Source organism: Nocardia sp. NPDC003345, from assembly GCF_053589395.1.
In genome coordinates, this window is sequence record NZ_JBSFRU010000049.1 from 1 (window position 1) to 19,927 (window position 19,927).

Sequence of the window (19,927 nt, forward strand, 5' to 3'; positions counted from 1 at the left end):
ACACCGGCATTTACTTCGATCATCCATCGGGTGAGATGGCCACGAAGGCCTGGCGCGACAGCGATGAGGACTATGACTGTCACTGGTTCACCATTCGACCTGGGTTTCGATTTCGGGTCCGATGATGGTGAGCTGTTGCTCGCCGAAACTGGGCTGCATGAGGTCGGCTTCTTTGTCTGCCCAGTTGGTGCCGCCATCGACAGTGCCGACTTTCTCATCCCACAATTGCGGTCCGAAGGGATCATCCTCGGCCACGGTGGCGTCGAGCAGTGTTCGGACGTCGTTGACGACCCGTGGAAGCAGTTGTCGCTCGGCAATGAGGTCGCGGAGTCCCAGTCGGGCGTCGCGTTCTTCGGTGAGTTCGTCAGCGGCGAGGTCGAATGCGAGGGGGATGGTGTATTCGGCCTTGTACAGGTCGGCGATGTCGAGGACGAACGACATCGCTGATCCGGTGTGGACGAATCCGAGACCGGGGCTGGCTCCGAGACCGACGATGACGGCGTGGCAGATGCCGTACAGGGCGGCGTTCGCGGCGGAGAGAACCCGGTTGAGGTCGTCGCCGGTGGCGTGGGCGTCGCCGGCGACGTATTTGCGGCCTTGCCAGGTGATGCCGGTTCGTGAGGCGTGCTCGCGATAGATGCGTCGGATGCGAGTTCCTTCGCGGCCGCGGAGCTGCTGCATGGTCAGGTCGCTGACGTTTTCGCCGGGGAACCGCATCGAATACATGGCGCGGGCGACTTTCAGCCGTTCTTTGGGCCGGGTTACCAGGTGTGCCTGCTGCATCAGGAGCCCGGCGCCGCGGGACGGGCCGATACCCGCGGCGTACATGCGTACTCCTTGTTGCCCGATCCAGCAGATTGTGGTGCCCGAATCGGCGAGGAGTGCGGCTGCGGCGTGGGTGATGCGGGTGCCGGGTCCCAGCAGCATGGCCGCGACCAGCGCTGCGGGGACGCGTACAGTCTCCTTTTTGTTGATCACGACCACGGCGTTCTCGTCGCGGTCGATATGGGATCGTTCGACGTAGACTGTGGAGATTCGGTCCTGGAGTCTGTGCAGGTCGTGGGGGTGGGCCTTCCACCAGATGTCGGGCATGCTCAGGCCGCTGGGATCGGTGCGAGAGTGAGCAGCCCACATCCATATGCTTTGGAAGGCCCGATACCGGCGAGGAGGGTGGCGGTGAACCGTTCGGGGTCGGTGATCTCGAGGTGGCCTTCGAAGGTAGCGGTGTGGATTGTGACCCGGGAGCTTCCCACGTTGTCTCGATCGGGGTGCCCGAAGCTCAGTCGTTGACGCGCGCTGATCAGGATTTCGGGCGCGGACTCGTCGAGTTCGATCCCGGGTAGCTGCGGTTCGAACTCGGTGGAGGGGATGCGGAAGCCCCACTTCGGTGTCCGGTCCAGGAACCAGGACAGTTGCGCTGCCGCGGTGCGGTGGCCGAGCCGCAGCGACCTTGCCCGAGGTCGCTGCGCTCGAGGCTGTTGCGATTCGGCCTCGGCCCGCGCAATCTGGGACGCTGTGGGTTTCACCGGGGATTTGGTGTTCTGTACCGGGCTCGCGGTGACACGGAAGGCGTAGTGGTGTCCGGTGTCGAGCTTGTCCAGGAGGGGACGGTAATCGGCGATGTCGGCGTGTTCACCGTCGGCGCCGGGCCAGCCGGCATTCTCGACCAAGTGGGACCAGTCGGGCTTTGTCAGTGTCAGCGCGTAGAGCAACGGCCGGTGGGGGTTGTCGGTGTCCAGTCGCCACAGGATGCGCTCGCGGGTGGCGTCGCCGGGGACTCCGTGCAGGACGGCGCTGTGCATGGCGCGGGGGTTGGCGAGCAGTTTTCGGCTCTGCGCCCGCAGTGGGTTGATGCGGATGCGTGAGAGGTAGGTCATGGGGCTCTTTCACCAGTCCAGGAGGGAGAACGGGTCGTGGCCGACCGGTGGTGCGCTGCTGGCGGTCGCGGCGTTACCGGGCTCGGGGAATCCGGTCGGGATCCACACGGTGGTGTGTCGCACGCGGCGCTGCAGATACCGGCGATCGTGAAGGCCGAAGGAAATGGGGACATCCTGGCGGGTGTCACCGCCGGCGGGATCGTCGATGGTGACCGGCAGATGCACGAAAGCTGGTTTGGTGCCGCGCAGGTAGCCGGTGCGGGCTGCTGTGCTGGCCTGCCATGGGTGCGAGGACAGTGCGGTGAGCAGTTCCGAGGCGGGTGTGCCTGCCAGGATCGGTTGGGTGGGTGGGCAGCTGCGTCGCCCGAGTGCCAGCGGGAAGGCCGGCCGCTTGACCGCCGCAGCCAGTTCGCGGACGGTATCGGCTGGACCGGCGAGCCCGACCAGGAACGCCGCGTCTTGGAGATAGTAGCGGTGGGTGACGTGGGTGTATTTCGCTGGTGTGGTAAGTTTTTGGATCCCTTTCGCGTTGACTCCGCTTTGTTTCAACGGCTGGCCGCGGTAGTCGGAGACGGTGTGGAAGTCACGGAGCAAGGTGCCGGGCTGGTCGGTGCGTACTCCCATGGCGAGTCCGGTCAGGGTGCTGAGATCGGCGCCACGCTCGAGGCCCAGGGCTGCGGCGAGGAGCCCGACAACCCCCGACTTGGTTGGTTCGGTCCGGGTTTCGCGGCGGTTGAATTTGCTGTTCTCGCCCCAGGACTGCAGGGGTGCAGCCAAGCGGAGCAGCAGGATCGAGGTGTCGGTGGATGCGGTCATCGGTTCAGGTATCCACGCAGCTGTTCGAGCAGGCCTTGGCGAAGTTCGGTGATTGTTACCGCGACGCCGAAGGCGGTTTCCAGGTCTTTCTCGGTTTCAGGGCCGAATGCGTGCGCGAACGCAGTGTGAGCGGGTTTGTCGCCCCACATTTCGATGCTGCGTCGCTGTTCTTCTGCCAGCGCGCGGGCCGAGCGTTCGGCGATACCGCCGCGAGGTGCGGAGATCGGTTTCTCGAATGCCGAGACGAGGTTGACGGGTTGGTCCTCCCGGACCACGACCGCGACCAGGGAGGGCAGGGTGCGGTGGGCGAAGGAGTTGCCGTAGCCGGTGGGCATCGAGCGGGCGAAGCTGTCGACGAAGATGTCGATCGCCTCAAGGACAGCGTCTGGTTCGCCGAGGTTGTGGTGTAGCTGGTCGAGTCCGATGCTGGCGTAGCGGTAGAGGGTGGCGGAGTTGAAGCCGATCGAGCCGATCATTCCGGCGGCAGGGTCGGCATCGTTCTCGTTCGCATCATCGACGGCGGTGTAGTAGTCGAACTCTGCTTCGACCGCGTGTGTGGAGATGGCGTGTGCCACCTGAGCTGCGGCATCGACGTTGAGGGCGGGAATATCTGCGACCATGCGTCCGAACAGTGCGACGTCCATGGGGTGATTCTGGGTGAACTGGTCAGCGACCGGCAGTTCCTTCATGGCCTCCTCGAGTGCCTTGTCGTCGAGCGCGGCGAGTTCGTCTGCTCTATCAGCGACGAGGTCGACCACGGCATCGAGCTGACGGTTGCCGACGAACAGCAGATACGCGGTGTTGCCGGCCTTCTTCCCCGCGGTGATGCCGACCGGGGCAAGGACGGCAGTGCCGAGGCGTGCTGCGGTCTCGGTATCGAGAGAGGTACGGTCTTTGATGCGTTTGGCCAGTTCGGCTGCGACTTTGCGAGTGCGGGTCCCGAGGTCTTGCTTGGGGACACATTCTTCGAATCGCATCCGTGCTGCCCGCTTCCAGGCTTGCGAGGACACGCGGGAACGACGAACACCACCGTATACGGCTTCCTTCGGGTTTCCCTGGTCGTCGCGATTGAGGTTGGCCGGCGGAACAGTCTGCAGAATGTGTATATCGATGCGTACATGCTGAGCCATGTCAGGTGCGTCCTTTGGTCTGAGTTGGTGTGCGGCGGAGGTGTCTTGGTCAGCCGGTGGTGGTCTCGGCCGGGTTTTCCCATCGTTGATAGCCTTGTGCCCAGGCTTTTCGGACGCGCTGCCGCCCGTCGGGCCAGTGCCAATCGTCGAGTTCGCGGAGCAGTCGGTCGTAGTCCAGCGGCTGTTTGATATCGCGGAGTTGCGTGACCAGCCCGCGTAACTGGTAGGTCAGCGTCGGTACCGAGGTGGAGTGCACCATCGCTGATACACGGCGGTCCACCGCGTCGGTGCTGTACTTGTCGTGGCGACGCATTACCCGCAGAGCGAAGCCGAGGCCGATACCAGGGACGTGCATTAGGGTCTTTTGCGACTGTTGATGCAACCCGAACAGCGCCAGCGCGGCATGTTCGGCATGCTGGCCGGCAGTCACGTCCCCGAAGCGTTCCAGCCTTGTGTTGTCGTCGGGCACGATGGTGTAGAACGGCCACATCTTGGGAACTGTCAACGCCTCACGGCCCAGGCCTGACCGTAACGCAGCAAGATGCTCGCCCGGCGGCAACTCCTGCCTCGCAGTGCCCTCGCGGATGAACCTGTTCCAATATCTCTGAGCCATATCTATTCCTCGTCGTTCGTCCGTTTGCGCAGAGCAGATGCTCGGCCGAGAGCGTGGTCCACTGAGGTGTGAAACCGGTTGGCCGCCAGTCCGAGTTTGTAGTGGTGTTCCTTGCTGCCCGATTTCACGCTGCGGCCGTTGAACGCGGTTGCGGGCAGCGCGAACAGCGGTGCAGCGCAGCGATGAACCGCGTCGAAGGCCAGCAGCTCCCATGCCTCGCGTCCGCGGGTGAGTTTGTCCTCATCACTGGAGTCCACGGTTATGCCTGCCAGGAGTCGCCGAACCAGTGGATCGAGGGCGGTGAGTAGCTGCTCTCCCGGCCGCATGCCCTTGTTCCACGGGATCGGGTCGGCGCCCACGGATCGGCGCAGATCGGCGGAGAGGTGGTTGATCGCGTTGACCAGCTGTTCGGCCTGCACTGCGGCGTCTACGACCACCTCATACGCCAGCCCGTTACCTCTCAGGGATGCCACAGGCACAGAGACGACGTCGTGGATCAGTTCCTCGATCACCGCGGACTGGTTGCCGTACACGATGCCGAAGGTCTCTACCTGCAGCGGATAGTCGACATCGATGATGCCCTCGGCGTCCAAACCCGCAATCTGGTCGATCAGCTCACTGGTCCGCGCCGCACCGTTCTCCTTCTCCAGGGCCAGCAGGGCGTCCAGTCCACGCCACGCCGCCTTGCCCGCCGTATGCCGCAACGGACGTAGCGGAGTGGCACCGGTCCGTTTATCGGGTTTGTCCTTCCGCCATGCGGTGTGGGTTTCCCATACCGGCACACCAACACTGAACCGGTCCCCCGCGGACACCACCACCCGTGAGACAACGGGGCCATCCTCGGTGGATTGAGTCATCAGCCGGATCCGCCGTGACTGCCACGTCCACAGGTCCAACAGGCTCTCCGGTGCGCGAATCTTCCACTGCGGACCGAGAGGAGGTTTCGCCCAGTGCGGGGCGCCCAGTCGCTTCTGAACACCGATCGGGGTGTTCAGAAGTAAAGTGTCGTAGAGGGTTCGCCCGACCGGCATCACCACGCCCAACTGTCCCAGCGGACCTGTGGGGTTGCCCGACGTTTTGCCCGTTTTCTCGGCATTCGGGTCACCGATCACACCGGTCTTGATGGCTGCGGTGTCCCAGCACTGCGTATGCAGCATCCAGCGCACGGCGGCATCGAGCGGCAAGGGTAGGGCGTCGGCCTCGGTCCGTGTCGCGAACAACGGGACGTTGTTACCCGAGGGCGCTGTAGCCACCAGCAACGCAGCCCCCTTGGTTTCACCCTTCTTCGTCCGAAGATCAGCAACCTGGCCGAACGGATGCACCGGATGCAGTACGTCGAAGCGGTCGCCGTACTCGACCAGATATGCCTCGAGCGCCTCGACTTCAGCAGCATCGAAGCATCCACGGTCGAATCGCTGCCCCCACTCCTCGCGAGTCTGCGGCGACCCGAGCGCATGCAGCACGATCGGCAGCAGAAGTTGACGCAAGATCGCCGGCAGCATCGTCGGCACCTCGACATCGATACTGACGATCCGGTGGCTGTTCACCAACGCGCGCCACACCGGAATCGCCTCGACAGAGCCATCGTCAAACCTGCAGGGCAACAGCGGAACTACCCGAATCAAGTCACCTTCATTCACGCTCTCATCCATTCGATAAGGAACACTGTTTAGAGCTGTTCTGGAGAGTACTCCACTGGGCTGTTCCGGCGGTATGGAAAACTGAGTCATACCTGCCGGTTTGTTCCGGCAGGTATGGTCCAGAACAGTGTTTGGGCCCCCAGTCGGCCCCGCAGCGGCGGGGAGTGGCGCGGTGACGTACTTCCAGTACTCACCGCGTCACTCGACACGGAGGCCGAGTTTTTCTTCGTAGCGAACCTTGGCCTCGCCGATCGTCGCCCGGCTGTCGCGGTCGAGGACCAGTGCACGGCTGTAGCGCAGCCATGGGTGATCCCGCCAACCGTCCAGCGTTCTCAGCGACTCCATTCCGGACCGGGTGAGTCGTGTCGGCAGCCGAAGTGTGCCGCCGAGAACGTCGTCGAGAACCTCGGCTCCAACCTCACCGTTGGGCCCGAGCCGGCGCCCGTTCTCGGCGTGGTAACCGCGGTCGTCCCGCCGTACCAGGATCACCTCGATCGATTCTTCGCCGTCACGAACGCGGACGTCATCATCCTTGACGTACTCCCCGCGGTGCAGCCCCTCCAACGTCGGGTACTCGTGCTCACCGAGCCGGGTCAGCACGAACTGTGCCGCCGTGTCGGCCCGCTTCTGTTGATCGGCGCTCCATGACTGCGACGCGGCGGCGACTTCGGATGCCCATGCCTCGGGGGTCCTCGCCTGCCGGTCGTACGCGGCGGCTACCAGATCGGGGACCTGGGCAGGGACCCTCCAGGCTTCTCCTTCGGCCTGCAGGACTGCTGCCGCGCTGCACAGCAGTGGGTATCGCCCATAGATCGCTTCGCTGCCACCGTCGAACTGCGGTGGACCGTCTCCGCAGGGAGTGAAGCCGGTGACCATCACTGTCGGCTCACGCAGCCCCGGGGGGCGGCGGACCCCGTCGTGGCGGTGCATGCGCCCGATGCGTTGCAGCAACAAGTCCATCGGCGCCAGATCAGTAATCAGCAGGTCAGCGTCCACGTCGAACGACTGCTCCGCGATCTGGGTGGCGACCACTATAGACAGCGGTCGTTGCACCCCATCTTTTTTCGGGCCCAGAACAGTGAGGCAGTCCTCGGTCACCGCCGCGCGCTCACGAATGTGCATCCGCGCATGCAGCAGCCGCACCGCAGACCCGAACACAGGCCGGAGCCCCTCGTAGGTCTGCTGGGCCCGATCGACCGTGTTGCGGATGATCAGCACACAACCACCCTCGGACAGGCGATCGCTGAGCAGCTCGGTGATCGACCGTCCTTCCTCGACCACCTGGACGTTGACCCGCAGCGATTCTGCCCGCCAGGCCGGTGCAGCGGCCTGCTCGACCACTGGGCTGCCCGCAGAGTCCGCCCACGCCGTGGTCACCCTCGGATACCCCGGTACCGCGTCGACCGCTATCCGCTCGAGTTCCTCGGTGCCACGGGCCCCGGCCAGGTAAGCACTGAGAAGCCGCTCGCGTTGCTGCGACGGCAACGTAGCCGACAAAAGAATGACCGGCACTCCGGCTTGGCCGAGCCAGCGCAGCCCCTCCACGAGAAACTCCGACATGTACACGTCGGCCGCATGCACCTCGTCGAGAATGACAACCTTCCCCGCCAACCCGGCCATCCGCAGCATCACATGCTTGGTACGCGTCGCCGCCAGCAACAACTGATCGATCGTGCCGACCACGAACGGCGCCAGCAACCCTCGTTTCGCTCCGAGGAACCACTCGGCCGGCACCGTACGGACGGGCCGCTCCCACGTGCACGGGTCGAACTCCGCACAGCCATATAGATCATCGAGCCCGAACTCGTCCTCGCCCACACTCGCGAACCCCGCATCCCCACCCTGAGCGGATTCGACGAGCCCTTGCCAATCCTTATTGAAACGACGCTTGCCGTGCAGCAACGCCACCCCGCCCGCAACTTCGGCATTCACCTTCTCCACCCACGCTCGCACCTGCGTGAACATCGGGTCACTCGTCGCCTGGGTAGGCATTCCCACGAACACCCCGTCGAATCCGAACCGTGCCGCCAGCACCTCCGCACACAGCAACGCCGTCCTCGTCTTCCCCTCCCCCATAGGCGCCTCCACAATCATCAACCCCGGACGCGGCATCCGCCCCGCACAGTCGACCGCCACGCGCTGTGACGGTCGGGGTGGAGCACCGAAACGCAACTCGAAGTCATCGGCCGAAGGCTCCGGAATCCGACCCCATCCGCGGGCCAGACCGAGTGCTTCCCAGGCCTTTTCAGCCCTCGCGCGAGCCCCTTCGACACTGACCTGGCCCAAACGATCAAGGCCCGGGAAGTGCTCCCCACTGGCGATCCAATCGGCCATCACGATGAAGCCACTCAACCCCAGCTGCAGCGCTCGCGACGGCACAACCCGCGGCTCCAGCTCAGAAAGCTCGCCACACCCCAGCGCCTGGGTATACACCGCAAGCAACGCTCGCTGAACGTTCGGCCAATCACCGGCCCCCCGCAGCTCAGGCTCAAGACGCCGACCAGGCCCCAAATCCCCCAGCGACGGAAACTGCCCGTGATGCCCGGCAACCAACGGCCACACCCAGTCTCGCTGCTCAGCACCCCACCCGGCCGCCTGAAGCAGGTCCTTAAGCACCCTCGCCCCAGCCTTCTCGTGCCTCCACCGCCTCGCTTTGACCGCGCGCTCATCCCATCCCAACCCAACACTGCGGACCGCGGCAGCACCGTCACGGTCCACGGACTGAAACGCAGGCGTCGCCTTGCCCAGATCGTGCACACCGCAAAGCCACACGAACAACCAACGGCCTGCATCGACACCGCCAGCAACCACTGACACCTGATGACGGACCGACTCCGCCAGGTACCTATCCCAGATCAGCTCCGCGACAGCAGCCGTATCCAGCATGTGCGACAGCAGCAAATTCACCGTGCCGCCAGCACGACCAGCAGACTTCCCCCAAATCGCCCCTAACCATGCTCGCTCCGACCTCGACAAATCCGGCCACCCGGCCGACCCCTCAACCCCATCCACGGTCATGGTGCCACCATAAAAAGACCCACCGACACAAACAGCTCGACCTCCACCGATTCCAAACCACTTGACCTGCCGGCTAACACAACATCGGTCGCACTCCAGGCCCGAGCATCAAGTCACGGCAACGGACGTCGTCGCCCCTGCTCCGGACCGCCGGTCACGGAACAACGCTTGGACCCCCCCCGGCGCCCTTCTCGGCGACTCAAGATCAACACGTGGTGCTATGAAGGGCCATATGCACTCCCTGCAGAGCGTTCCAGCACCTACGATCGCCGTCCAGACGAAGTGAATGAAAAACAGCCACAAGGCACGAATACGGCCAGGTCAGGAAGTGTCGGCCCCGCACGCGCGGGGATGGTCCCGGATTCAGGGCGCGGTCATGCGCGCCGGTATCGTCGGCCCCGCACGCGCGGGGATGGTCCGGGACCGCGCCGGTAGAACCGCGCTCATTGGCGGTCGGCCCCGCACGCGCGGGGATGGTCCCGGCCGGGCGATCGCCGACCGGCTCACCGAACTGTCGGCCCCGCACGCGCGGGGATGGTCCTTCGACGTGGTCGATACCGGCATCACCGAGTACGTCGGCCCCGCACGCGCGGGGATGGTCCCATGGATCTCCCGGCCACCCAGACGGCCGCGGCGTCGGCCCCGCACGCGCGGGGATGGTCCCACCGGGAACGAGTGCTGTTCGATGCCGCGCTGGTCGGCCCCGCACGCGCGGGGATGGCCCCCAGTTGTCGGCCGAAGGCCTGGCCTCCGAACCGTCGGCCCCGCACGCGCGGGGATGGTCCGCACCTCGTTCGGTACCACGTAGCTCATTTGCCGTCGGCCCCGCACGCGCGGGGATGGTCCGGGTTTCGTCACGATCACCGGCTCCCCCAGATGTCGGCCCCGCACGCGCGGGGATGGTCCGTACCCGGTGACGGCCAACTGCCGCAGCGCCACGTCGGCCCCGGACGCGCGGGATTCTAATACCCGAAGGTCGACGTCGTATGGTCGGCACGATCTGCACCGCGCACGCGGCGAGGAACCGGCTGGCGGCGCAAGGTTGTTCCGCGCCAACTCGGTGAGCGGTGGGTTCGCAGTGCACCTGCGCTCCCGCCGATTCCGGGCAACGATCTGCTCGCGCCGCTACTTCTCCATCAACGACATACAGTGCACCTCGACTGCCGGATTCCTTACACACACTCGCGATGCGAAATCACTCGTACGTGGCCTCACCCATGGCGAGATCGAGGTCAAACAACCTCCACCGCGAGTTCACCGGCTGACCCAAGAATCCAGTGAGAGAAACCCGATCGCCACACTGGATGCCCGTGCCGATAGAACCCTTGCCCATTCCCACGCCTTCATCGGCCGCACAGATCCCAGCTCTCCGCAACCGATGTTGACACTTCTGATGCCAGACAAAGCCGATCTGGCAAAGCCGTGCATCCCGTTCGCGGCGTGGTTGAAGAATCCGAGGCGCTACCCAAATCGCCTGTGCCCGATGTCGTGGGCAGCAGATCTTTTGTCGCATGTCACGTCGTACGCGCATCCCTGACAACGGTCGGTCCGATCGACGGCGCACGCGGTATCCGCCGTCTCACTCACCACGGTGACGGCCTAATCCGGCTGCTGGGTGCGCCGCAGCCTCGGGCAGTACACATGGCATCGCCCGCCGCGATGCCGGGACGCCCCCCGTCGTGGAATCCATTCACCGCCGAGCACAACGTCAACCGGAGGTTCTCCCGCCTGTGTGGCCAGGTCGGAACCGGTGGACAGGCCGACCGCCATATGCAAACCTGCAGATCACAGGAGCCCGGGCGAGGCCGACGCCCATGAGAGCAGACATCGACCCGGAACAACCCGGGAAACGCCGCGGAAAGCCGGGCCCGGCTCCGGAGACCGTAGAGGTGGTTCTTCCAGATCATCCGCCAGTCTTGAACCCCGCCGCAGCGAAGATTCTTCTCAGAATCCTGCTTCAGAACAACGACCGAGCCGGCGAAAGGCCGCATAAAGGAAGGTGAAACGATGCCCAGCGACTCGAACGATTGGGCTGTCCTGGATGAGTTGCTCGGCATCGATGTCGCCGACATAGCGGTAGCCACCGACCAGACCTTCGCGTTCTACGGTCGCGTCTCCACCGAAGACAACCAGGACCCCGAAACCTCCTACGGCTGGCAGTTCGGCAACGCCCAAAAATTTGCCGCACCTGGCCTGATCACACAAACGTATTTCGATGTAGGACAGTCTCGGTCGGTGCCATGGGACCGTCGTCCGGAAGCGTCCCGGCTCTTGGCCGACCTGAAGCGGCCGGACCGCGGCTGGTCGGCCATCGTGGTCGGTGAGGGCACCCGGTGCTGGTTCGGCAACCAGTTCTCCCTGATCGCGCCCCGTATCCACGCCTATGACGTCGAAGTGTGGGTGCCCGAGCTCGGCGGAATGTACAACGCCCGCAACGCCACGCACACCATGATGATGTCCATGCTCGGCGGGCTCAGCGAATCCGAACGCCAGCATGTGCAGCAGCGCACCCGCGCCAGCATGGACGCCCAGGTTCTCAACGAGGGCCGGCATCAGGGAGGCCGCGCACCCTACGGGTACATCGTCGTCGACGGCCCACCGCATCCGAACCCGAACCGCGCCGCCGACGGTCTGTGCCTGCGGATCCTTTCCATGGACGTGGAGGCGGCGCCCGTGGTCAAGCGGATATTCCGGGAGTACATCGAGGGCCAGGGTGACAAGGCGATCGCCACACGGCTCAACCGCGACGGCATTCCGTGCCCCAGCGCGCACCGCCCAGGCCAGAACCGGCACCGCTCCGGCGACGGGTGGCAGGCCTCCACCGTGGCCGCGATCCTGCAGAATCCGCGCTACACCGGATACGCGGTCTTCGGCCGCTGGGCCAAGAAAGAGGAACTGATCGATCCCGACGACGTAGCAGCCGGTTACGCCATCAGATTCGTCCGGGCGACCGCCGATCGGGTGATCCGCTCGAAGAACCCCGCGCACCCGGCCATCGTGTCGGTCGAGATCTTCACCGAGGCCCATTTGATCCGGCGTAGCCGTGCCGGCGCGAGCAATCGTGATCGTGCTCGAAACTCCCGATCCCGGACTACGACGCGTCCTTACCTGCTGCGGGGGCTGGTCACCTGCGATATCTGCGGCCGGAAAATGCAGGCCGGCGTTACCCGCGGTGGTGTCTACTACCGGTGCCACTCGAAAACCCTCGCACCCGGCAGCCCCGTCTTGGCCGAGCATCCCAAGACCGTGAACCTGCGCGAACTGACTCTTGCCAACCCTTTGAACAGGTGGCTCGCCGATCTCTTCGGTAAGCAGCAGAGGACGCAGACACTGGAATTCCTGCTCGAAGCGTATAACACCGACGACAGTGATATCCGGCGCAACATCATCAAGACACGCATCGCGGACGCGAACCAGAAGCTGGAGCGCTACACCCGAGCGATCGAGGCCGGCATCGACCCCAGCAGCCTGGTCAGTGCGATGAACGCGGCACAGGCCGAGAGAGCCGCCGCTCAGGTCGAGCTGGACACAATACCGAGACCGGTCCAGGTCACCGCGCGCGAACTCAGCGGGCTCATCGATTCACACGGCGATATCCGGGCCCGACTCGATGCGGGCGACCCACTGGACAAGATGGAGCTGTACAAAGCTCTGGAAGTGCAGATTCGATACCAACCTGTACAGCGCCGTGCTCAGGTGAGCGCTGGGCTTGCTGTGGTTAGCACTGGTGTCCGGAGGGCGAATCGACCACTACGCCCACACGCTACGTCGGCATGTACTCCTACCGATTTGCTGATTGAGTCCGGCGAACGTCGAGTGTGGAGCGCGCGATACGCGCTCTCACTTCGACGACGTCGGCGCGGGGTCACTCGCGAGACCCGCGCGGGCGGCGAGGTCGCCGATTGCCCGCTCGATGCCGGCGGCGAGCACATCGATATCGGGGGTGGTGTCGTAGTCGCCGGTGATTCCGAAGACCAAGTGGTCGTGGTAGCTGAGAATCGCGATGGCGGTGCGTAATCGCATGGCGATCGGGACCGCCGGCAGCAGATCCAGTACCCGCCGCCCGTCGAAACTCAGCTCGTGGCGCGGGCCCGGGACATTGGTCGCCAAGGCGGCGATACCCTGCTGCGGGAATCGCGCGACCAGCCGCAACGTCCAGGCCACCGCGGCGAACGGAACCCATCCCGCCAGCGCGAGGACGGCGTGTTCCGAACTCGCCGCGCCACTGGATTTGTGCGCATTCATCGTCATGTGCACGGCCCGCAGGCGGTCGACGGCATCGGCGTGGTCGACCGGCAGTTCCGGCAGAACGGCCGAGATGCGGTTGTCCATGAGGTATTTGGCGTGCGTGGCGCGCATGGATACCGGTACGAGAATTCGCAGCCCGTGTCCGGCCGGCTCCTCGCCGCGGCCGCGCAGCAGGTCACGGTAGCCGGCGGTGATCGCGGTGAGTACCACGTCGTTGACGGTGACGTGGTACCGGTCGCCGATCGCGGCTACCACGGGCAGCGGCGCGGACACAGCGAGGTAGCGCCGTTTCCGGCCGATGCTTCCGTTGAGCGAGGAGGTGTGCCCCGGCCCGGCGACAGCGGCGGCGACGGGGGCGAGGCTGCGCACGGTCCGGAACACGAAACCGGGAACCGAGACGGGGAATTCGGCCACGGTGGACAGGGCGGTCCGCCGCTGCGGCACCTGAGGCGGCGAAACCGGCGAGGACGCCGGTAGCGGGTCGCAGAGTTTCTCGAAGACGGCGACTCCGGATACGCCGTCGACCAGGCTGTGATGGGCCTTCATGACCAGAGCCCACCGGTCCTCGGTCAGCCCTTCCACGACCACGAAATGCCACAGCGGCCGGTCGCGGTCCAGTCGTACTTCTATTTCACCGGCGATCAGCTCCCACAACGTTTCCTCGTCCCCGGGCCGCGGCAAGGCGGTCCAGCGCAGATGGTGGTCCAAATCGAAGCCGGGATCGTCCTCCCAGACCGGAGCTGTCAAGTCGAAAGGTGCGCGCCGCACGCGTTGACGTAACCGGGGCAGTGCCGCCAGCCGGCGGTCCAGCGTCGCGCGGAGTGTGTCGCGCGAGGGCGGTGGCCCGGCCAGGACAGCGACGACGGCGATGCCCAGGCTGACGTGGCCGTCGGCATCCTCCAGCTCGATGAACCCGGTATCGAGTGGACGCAGTTCGGTCATCGGCCACCCCCGCCCACGGCGACGGCCACCGGCCGGCTGCCCGGCGCCCGGACGCCTGCGCCGAAGTCGCGCACGGCATCGAAACCGGAGCGGAGGCAGGCGGTGAACTCGGGGAGGTCCGGGACGGCCGCGGTGTCGACCGTGATTCCGACCGAACAGGTTCCGGCATAGGAGATCAGCGTCGCGTTGAAGGCGGTGCCGATGGTGGGGCCGAAGGCGCGGAGCCGTTCGATCCGCGCGCCGGCCAGGTAGAGCGGGGCCGGAGATCCCGGAACGTCCGAGGCGACGAAGTCGACATGTTTCAGCATTTCGGCGAGGGCGCCGCTGGGGAGACGGTTGAATACGGCGGCCACCGCGTGCGACAGCGGTATGGCCGGTTCGTGACGCCAGCGCTCGACGAGTTCGTGCACCGTCCACATCGTGGTCAGTACATCGTCGCGGGCGATCGGTATGCCGAAACGGGCCAACGTGATCCGGTTTCCGCCGATCGGATCGCCGGGTTCCCGGATGCTGATGGGGACGGTCACGCGGACCCGATCCAGCGCGGCCCCGTGCCCGGTGTGATAGCCGCGCAGGCCGAGCAGCAGACCGGTGAGGAAGGCGTCGTTGACGGTGCATCCGGCCCGGTAGGCCGCGTCGGACAGCTGGTCCAGCGGAATGTCGAGGACCGCCGGTTCGCGGCCGAGCCCGCGTTCGGTCATCAACGGCGACAGGGTGGTGGTGATGGGGCGGGCGAGCCGGGCCACCGATGCGGTGAGTGCCGCACCGCGGCGGAGGGCGGCGACCGGATCGAACACTGCGCGCCCCAGCGTTGCGGCGTTCGATATCGCCGCTCTGACCAGCCCGTAGCCGGTCGCCGCGTTCCAGACGAGGATATCGGCCAGGGGTGAGCGGGTGTCCTCGTCGCGCGGGCGGACCGGAGCGCGCTCGGTGCCGTCCCGGGTGAAGTCGAGGATTTCGGCGGCGATCTGCACGCCACCGAGTCCGTCGGTCAGGCTGTGGTGCACCTTGAGCACGGCGGCGCAGAGGCCGTCGTCCGGTCCGGTCAGCAGAGTGAAGGTCCACAGCGGCCGGGCCGGGTCGAAGGCCGTCATCGCTTCCCTCCGCGCGAGGCCGAGCACCGTCGCCTCGTCGGCCGGCGGCGGCAGTGCCACCCTCCGCAGATGCCAGGACAGGTCGAAGTCCGGGTCCGGTGTCCAGCGCGGCGGTGCCAGACCCCACGGCAGCCCGGTGAGCACATGCCGGAACCTCGGGACGAGCCGTGTTCCCCGATCCAGTGTGCGGACCACCCGGTCCCAGTCGGGGGCGGAATCCAGCACGAGCACGGTCACGATCGTGGACCGTAGGACGGGATCGTGCTCCATGCTCCAGGTGAACAGGTCCGCCTGGCTCATATGGGAGGAGCGGGATCCCATGTCGGCCGCCTTCCCGGTCGCAACGATTCGGGCCTCGGATGTTCACTCTGCTCCCCCGCCCGGCACAGTCGGCAGAGGCGAAGGTCACCGATCTCCAGTGCACTGATCGTGCGCGCCGGAGGAGGTGTGCCGAGCTGCCTTTGGGCCTCCGCATCAGGGACCAACGACCGGCGAGAATTCGCGGTCCACGCTCCTAGTCTCCGGGGTAGTACCACTGCACCCGGCAGCTACCGGTGGCGAATGGAAAGGGAGCGAGCGCCATGGCCACGCATCGACCGGATCGACCGCACCACCTGGCTTCGGCGGCGGTCGTGGTGGGCACGGACGGCACCGAAGCCGCCGACCGCGCCGTCCGCTGGGCCGCGCGAACCGCCGCGCAGCGGGGGCGCGTCCTGCACATCGTGCACGGGCTCGATCTGACGGCGGTCTCGGCAAGTCTCGGGATCTACGAGGTGGTCGCGCCCGGGGTGCTCGACACCGTCCGCCGCCGCGGCAGAGCCGCTGTCGATGCGGCGATCGCGCTCGCGCGCGAGGCCGCTCCCGGCCTGCATGTGCGCACCGAGATCTCCGACGCCGAACCCGCGCGACTGCTCATCGAACGCTCGGCCGACGCACATATGGTCGTGCTCGGCGGTTCCGGGGACAACGGCAGATTCGCTCACCTGGGATCCACTCTGCTGGCCGTGGCCGCACACGGCCACGGCGCCGTCGTGGTCGCCCGGCAGCAAGGCGCCGACCTGTGCCCCGGCGCGTATCCGATCGTCGCAGGGGTCGACGGCAGCGGCTGTGGTCAGGCAGCGCTCGGTGCCGCGTTCAACGAGGCCGCCGAGCGCCGGGCCCGGCTGGTGGCGGTGCACGCCTGGAGCGACCAGCGCTTCGGCCGTGTCGCCGGCTACCCCAACACCATCTCCGACTCGCACGTCCGCGCGGAAGCCGAGCGGCTGCTGGCCGAGCAACTGACGGGGTGGCAGGAGAAGTTCCCGGAGGTCGAGGTGATGCGGAAGGTCTATCTGGCCGGTCCGCGGCATCAGCTCGTCGAATGGTCGAGGCTGGCGCAGCTGGTGGTCGTCGGCAGCCGCGGTCGGGGCGGATTCCGCAGCCTGCTCCTGGGGTCCACCAGCAATGCTCTGGTCCAGCACTCCCACTGCCCGGTCATGGTCGCGCACGCCGAATAGCCTCCGCCCCTTACTGCCCCGGCGGAGGGCGCGATGTTCACTTCTTGCCGGGGCCGCGGACAATGATCATCGGGGTGTCCACGGAATGCAGAAGTGCGTTGCTGGTGGACCCGAGGAGCATGCCGGCGAATCCGCCCCGGCCGTGACTGCCGACCACCAGCAGTTGGGCGTCCACGGACGCGTCGAGCAAGGAGCGCACCGGCCGGTCAGCGGTGACGATGCGCCGCACCTCGAGGTCCGGGTATCGCTGCGCGTAACCGGCCAGACTCTCGGCCAGCAGCGCCTCGGCCGACGCGCGGGCGCCGTCCCAGTCGCGGACCGGGATGTCGAGACCGCTGGTATCGCTCCAGGCATGCAGCGCGACAACGCCCACGCCGCGCCGCGCCGCCTCGTCGAAGGCCAGCTCCACGGCCGGCACACTGTTGTCGCTGCCGTCCACTCCCACCAGTACCGGCCGTCCGGCCGCGGCCGCGTCCAGCGGGGTGTCGGCGTGGACGACCGCGACGGGGCACCGGGCGTGATGGGTGACCGCGGTGCTCACCGAACCGAGCAGGCTGCGCTGGAAGGCACCGAGGCCGCGGCTACCGACAACCAGCATCCGCAACGAGTCCGAGCGTCCGACGAGCGCCGGCGTGATGAGGACGTCGGTCGTTTCGGTGGTCACCTTCAGATCGGGGTCACCCGTCGCGCCGCGGGCAATCCGCGCGGCCTCCGTGACGATGTGCTCGCCGTCGTCGTGCATCCGGCGGAGTTCGCTCTCGGACAGGGCCGCACCGGCGCCGAAGGCGGCCGGGATCACCCATGAGTTGAGCAGATGCAGTCCGCAACCGTACAACCCGGCTTCGCTGGCCGCCCAGGCGGCGGCGCGATAGGAGCCGGGCGAGCCGTCTACTGCCGCGAGTATCACGCGTTCGCCGTGCGCCGAGGGACGGGGCGCGTTGCCGGTCATGGGTTCCCTCCCTGATCGTTGTGCCCGTGACTCGATCACCGCAGGGGTGCGATCACCTCGTCGAGTGAACGCCGCGGCGAGATCGGAACATCGCTCGTCCCGGCCGCGGGCCTGCCCACCCGGACGACGAGTTGCGGGTATCCGATGCCGCCGAGCAGCCCTTCACGGACCGCTTCCCGGGTGTCGGGTAGCTCGAAGGCTTCGCTCATGGGACAGGTGGCCAGCCCGAGCATCGTCGCCGTCAGCACGGCGGCGCTGCCCGCCTCACCCGCCCGCAACCAGGACAGGCGATCGTCGGCGCCGGTGTGCACGAGCAGCAGGCTGCCGCCGTCGGTCATCTCCCGCACTCCGGTATCGGTCAGCGTGGCCACCGCGAACTCGCGAGTGAGCGGGTCGTCACCGGCCGGGACGGCATTACGGGCGGGGACACCGTCCGATTCGGCGTGGTGACCGCTCCATCGCGCGAGTTCGTCGCGGTAGGCCGGGTCGCCGCGATGCTCTTCGGCGGCCCGCATGAACGCGGCGACCAGGATCGACCGCTGCGATTCCGTGTTGACCTCGCTGATATCGGTGCCTTCCTCGGTGGCCGCCGACATGATCAACGCGAGTTCACCGGCGGAAGTTTCCTCCGCGGACAGCCGGCGCCGCTCGGTATGCCTGCGGTTGATCGCCCGGGCGAGTTCCTCGTCGTCGGCGGTCGGAGGGGCCGCGGCGAATTCGATCGCCGCCAGATGGGCCGGTTCGGCGGGATTCGGCAGCCGGTGCACGACGGTCCGCCATCCCATCGACTTGGCGGCGACACGGAAATGGTGCAGGGCCGCCCCGCAGCTCATCACCTCGTCGCGGCCATCCGGGTCGGCCTGGGACAGCCGGCGTTCCTCGTCGGCGTAGAGGTGCACGGAGGTGTCGCCCACCCGCCACTGCCACGGCTGGGTGTTGTGTACCGACGGCGCCCGGACGGCCAGTGCCACGGCGGCGCGCGCGGCCACCGTATCGGGATGCGGCCCGCTCATTGTTGATCCTTTCCTCGTTTCGTGTGTTCCGGTACACAAGCCGGCTCCCGACGAAAGTTACGACGAGGCGGGCAAGTTCAGCACCTGTCCGGCGGTGGCGCCACCGTCCAGGACGAATTCCGATCCGGTGGAGAACGTGGCCTCGGTGATGAGGAACCGCACCATCGCGGCGACCTCCTCCGGTTCGCCGAAGCGCGGCAGCGGCTGCCCGGTAGCGACGGATTCGTCCATCGCGGCGGTCATGGGGGTATGGATCGGTCCGGGATGGACCGAGCACACTCGGATACCGGCCCGGCCCAGCTCCAGCGCCGCGGCCTTGGTCAGTCCCCGCAGTCCCCATTTGCTGGCGACATAGGCGCCGAGTCCCGCGTAGCCCATCAGTCCGGCGGTCGAGGAGATGTTCACGATGACCCCGCCACCGGCCGTCCGCAGCCGCGGCGCCGCGGTGTGCATGCCCAGCCACGCGCCGTAGAGGTTCACGTCCACCACGTGGCGGAACGCCACCGGTGATTCGGTCTCGACCTCGCCGAAATCGAGGATGCCGGCATTGTTGACCAGGATCGCCAGGGGCCCGAAGGCCGCTTCGGCTTCGTCGAGTACCCGTCGCCAGTCCTTCTCGTCGGTGACGTCGAGCCGCTGGAAGACCGCGTGCGGTCCCACCGACTCGGCCAGTTCGGTACCGGCCGGCTCGAGGAGGTCGCCGATCACGACGTCGATGTTCTCCTTGGCCAGGGCCCGTACGATCGCCGCACCGATGCCCCGGGCGCCACCCGTAACGAGCGCGCTGCGGCCGTGGAAGGCGGTCATCTCGGCACCTTTCGTCGAAATTCCTCCGCTCCAGCCTCGCGGGCGGCGGCGGTGAACGAGACGGGCGAAAGTCACCTGTCCGGGTGTCCTCCGGCCGGAATTCCGAGGCTGCCCGACCGGACGGCGCTGGGGAGTCTTGGGCCGGGCGTCCGGAGGGGCCGATGGTCCCGGCCACCGGGGCAGCACGACTCTGCACAGACCCGGCAGGCCGTTGCGAGGCTCGTATCAGGGACCGGCCACGGCGTCCGGGGACGTCGCCGGTCCACCTGTTCCCGAATTCCATC

14 protein-coding genes, 1 pseudogene and 1 CRISPR repeat array are annotated in these 19,927 nt (G+C 66.6%); of the genes and pseudogenes, 2 read left to right on the plus strand and 13 right to left on the minus strand.

The annotated features are described in order from the left end of the window. The 8 genes from ACWDU1_RS08695 to cas3 form a co-directional block, all read right to left on the minus strand. A partial coding sequence (locus ACWDU1_RS08695) for a type I-E CRISPR-associated endoribonuclease Cas2 (RefSeq protein ID WP_449996871.1) occupies positions 1-83 on the minus strand: 83 nt, incomplete at its 3' end. Positions 84-87: 4 nt separating this feature from the next. Beyond that, the gene (gene cas1e, locus ACWDU1_RS08700) at positions 88-1,092 is read right to left on the minus strand and encodes a type I-E CRISPR-associated endonuclease Cas1e (protein ID WP_449996841.1); all 1,005 of its coding nucleotides are present in this window, start codon (positions 1,090-1,092) and stop codon (positions 88-90) included. Between the two features lie 2 nt (positions 1,093-1,094). Beyond that, positions 1,095-1,877 (minus strand): type I-E CRISPR-associated protein Cas6/Cse3/CasE, encoded by a 783-nt coding sequence (gene cas6e, locus ACWDU1_RS08705; RefSeq protein WP_449996842.1) that lies wholly within the window; start codon positions 1,875-1,877, stop codon positions 1,095-1,097. Between the two features lie 9 nt (positions 1,878-1,886). Continuing rightward, positions 1,887-2,693, minus strand: a complete 807-nt coding sequence (gene cas5e / locus ACWDU1_RS08710) for a type I-E CRISPR-associated protein Cas5/CasD (RefSeq protein ID WP_449996844.1) — start codon at positions 2,691-2,693, stop codon at positions 1,887-1,889. Then, positions 2,690-3,823 (minus strand): type I-E CRISPR-associated protein Cas7/Cse4/CasC, encoded by a 1,134-nt coding sequence (gene cas7e / locus ACWDU1_RS08715; protein ID WP_449996845.1) that lies wholly within the window; start codon positions 3,821-3,823, stop codon positions 2,690-2,692. The genes cas5e and cas7e overlap by 4 nt, the downstream gene beginning before the upstream one ends. A 49-nt stretch (positions 3,824-3,872) precedes the next feature. Beyond that, positions 3,873-4,436, minus strand: a complete 564-nt coding sequence (casB, locus tag ACWDU1_RS08720; RefSeq protein ID WP_449996847.1) for a type I-E CRISPR-associated protein Cse2/CasB — start codon at positions 4,434-4,436, stop codon at positions 3,873-3,875. Between the two features lie 2 nt (positions 4,437-4,438). Continuing rightward, on the minus strand, positions 4,439-6,076 hold the full coding sequence (gene casA, locus ACWDU1_RS08725; RefSeq protein WP_449996849.1) for a type I-E CRISPR-associated protein Cse1/CasA: 1,638 nt from the start codon (positions 6,074-6,076) through the stop codon (positions 4,439-4,441). Positions 6,077-6,274: 198 nt separating this feature from the next. After that, entirely contained in the window at positions 6,275-9,094 is a 2,820-nt protein-coding gene (gene cas3 / locus ACWDU1_RS08730) for a CRISPR-associated helicase Cas3' (protein ID WP_449996851.1), read from the minus strand. A 330-nt stretch (positions 9,095-9,424) separates the two neighbouring features. Next, positions 9,425-10,000: direct repeats of the CRISPR family, unit length 28 nt; unit sequence GTCGGCCCCGCACGCGCGGGGATGGTCC. A 1,101-nt stretch (positions 10,001-11,101) separates the two neighbouring features. Here cas3 and ACWDU1_RS08735 point away from each other — a divergent pair. Further along, positions 11,102-12,286: pseudogene (locus ACWDU1_RS08735) on the plus strand (recombinase family protein); the annotation flags it as partial. A gap of 648 nt (positions 12,287-12,934) precedes the next feature. Here ACWDU1_RS08735 and ACWDU1_RS08740 read toward each other — a convergent pair. Continuing rightward, positions 12,935-14,284, minus strand: a complete 1,350-nt coding sequence (locus ACWDU1_RS08740) for a wax ester/triacylglycerol synthase family O-acyltransferase (protein ID WP_449996852.1) — start codon at positions 14,282-14,284, stop codon at positions 12,935-12,937. Next, positions 14,281-15,699, minus strand: a complete 1,419-nt coding sequence (locus ACWDU1_RS08745) for a wax ester/triacylglycerol synthase domain-containing protein (RefSeq protein WP_449996854.1) — start codon at positions 15,697-15,699, stop codon at positions 14,281-14,283. The genes ACWDU1_RS08740 and ACWDU1_RS08745 overlap by 4 nt, the downstream gene beginning before the upstream one ends. 260 nt (positions 15,700-15,959) lie before the next feature. Here ACWDU1_RS08745 and ACWDU1_RS08750 point away from each other — a divergent pair, with 260 nt between their 5' ends. Further along, positions 15,960-16,874 carry a universal stress protein gene (locus tag ACWDU1_RS08750; RefSeq protein ID WP_449996856.1) on the plus strand — a complete coding sequence of 305 codons (915 nt, stop codon included), beginning with the start codon at positions 15,960-15,962 and terminating at the stop codon, positions 16,872-16,874. Positions 16,875-16,911: 37 nt separating this feature from the next. Here ACWDU1_RS08750 and ACWDU1_RS08755 read toward each other — a convergent pair whose 3' ends face one another. Genes ACWDU1_RS08755 through ACWDU1_RS08765 form a run of 3 tightly spaced genes read right to left on the minus strand, consistent with a single transcriptional unit; the run spans position 16,912 to position 19,643 of the window. After that, positions 16,912-17,823: a universal stress protein gene (locus tag ACWDU1_RS08755; RefSeq protein WP_449996858.1), complete on the minus strand. Its 912-nt coding sequence runs from the start codon at positions 17,821-17,823 to the stop codon at positions 16,912-16,914. Positions 17,824-17,858: 35 nt separating this feature from the next. Beyond that, positions 17,859-18,836 (minus strand): Acg family FMN-binding oxidoreductase, encoded by a 978-nt coding sequence (locus ACWDU1_RS08760; protein WP_449996859.1) that lies wholly within the window; start codon positions 18,834-18,836, stop codon positions 17,859-17,861. Between the two features lie 57 nt (positions 18,837-18,893). Beyond that, positions 18,894-19,643 carry an SDR family NAD(P)-dependent oxidoreductase gene (locus ACWDU1_RS08765; RefSeq protein ID WP_449996861.1) on the minus strand — a complete coding sequence of 250 codons (750 nt, stop codon included), beginning with the start codon at positions 19,641-19,643 and terminating at the stop codon, positions 18,894-18,896. Positions 19,644-19,927: the final 284 nt, after the last annotated feature.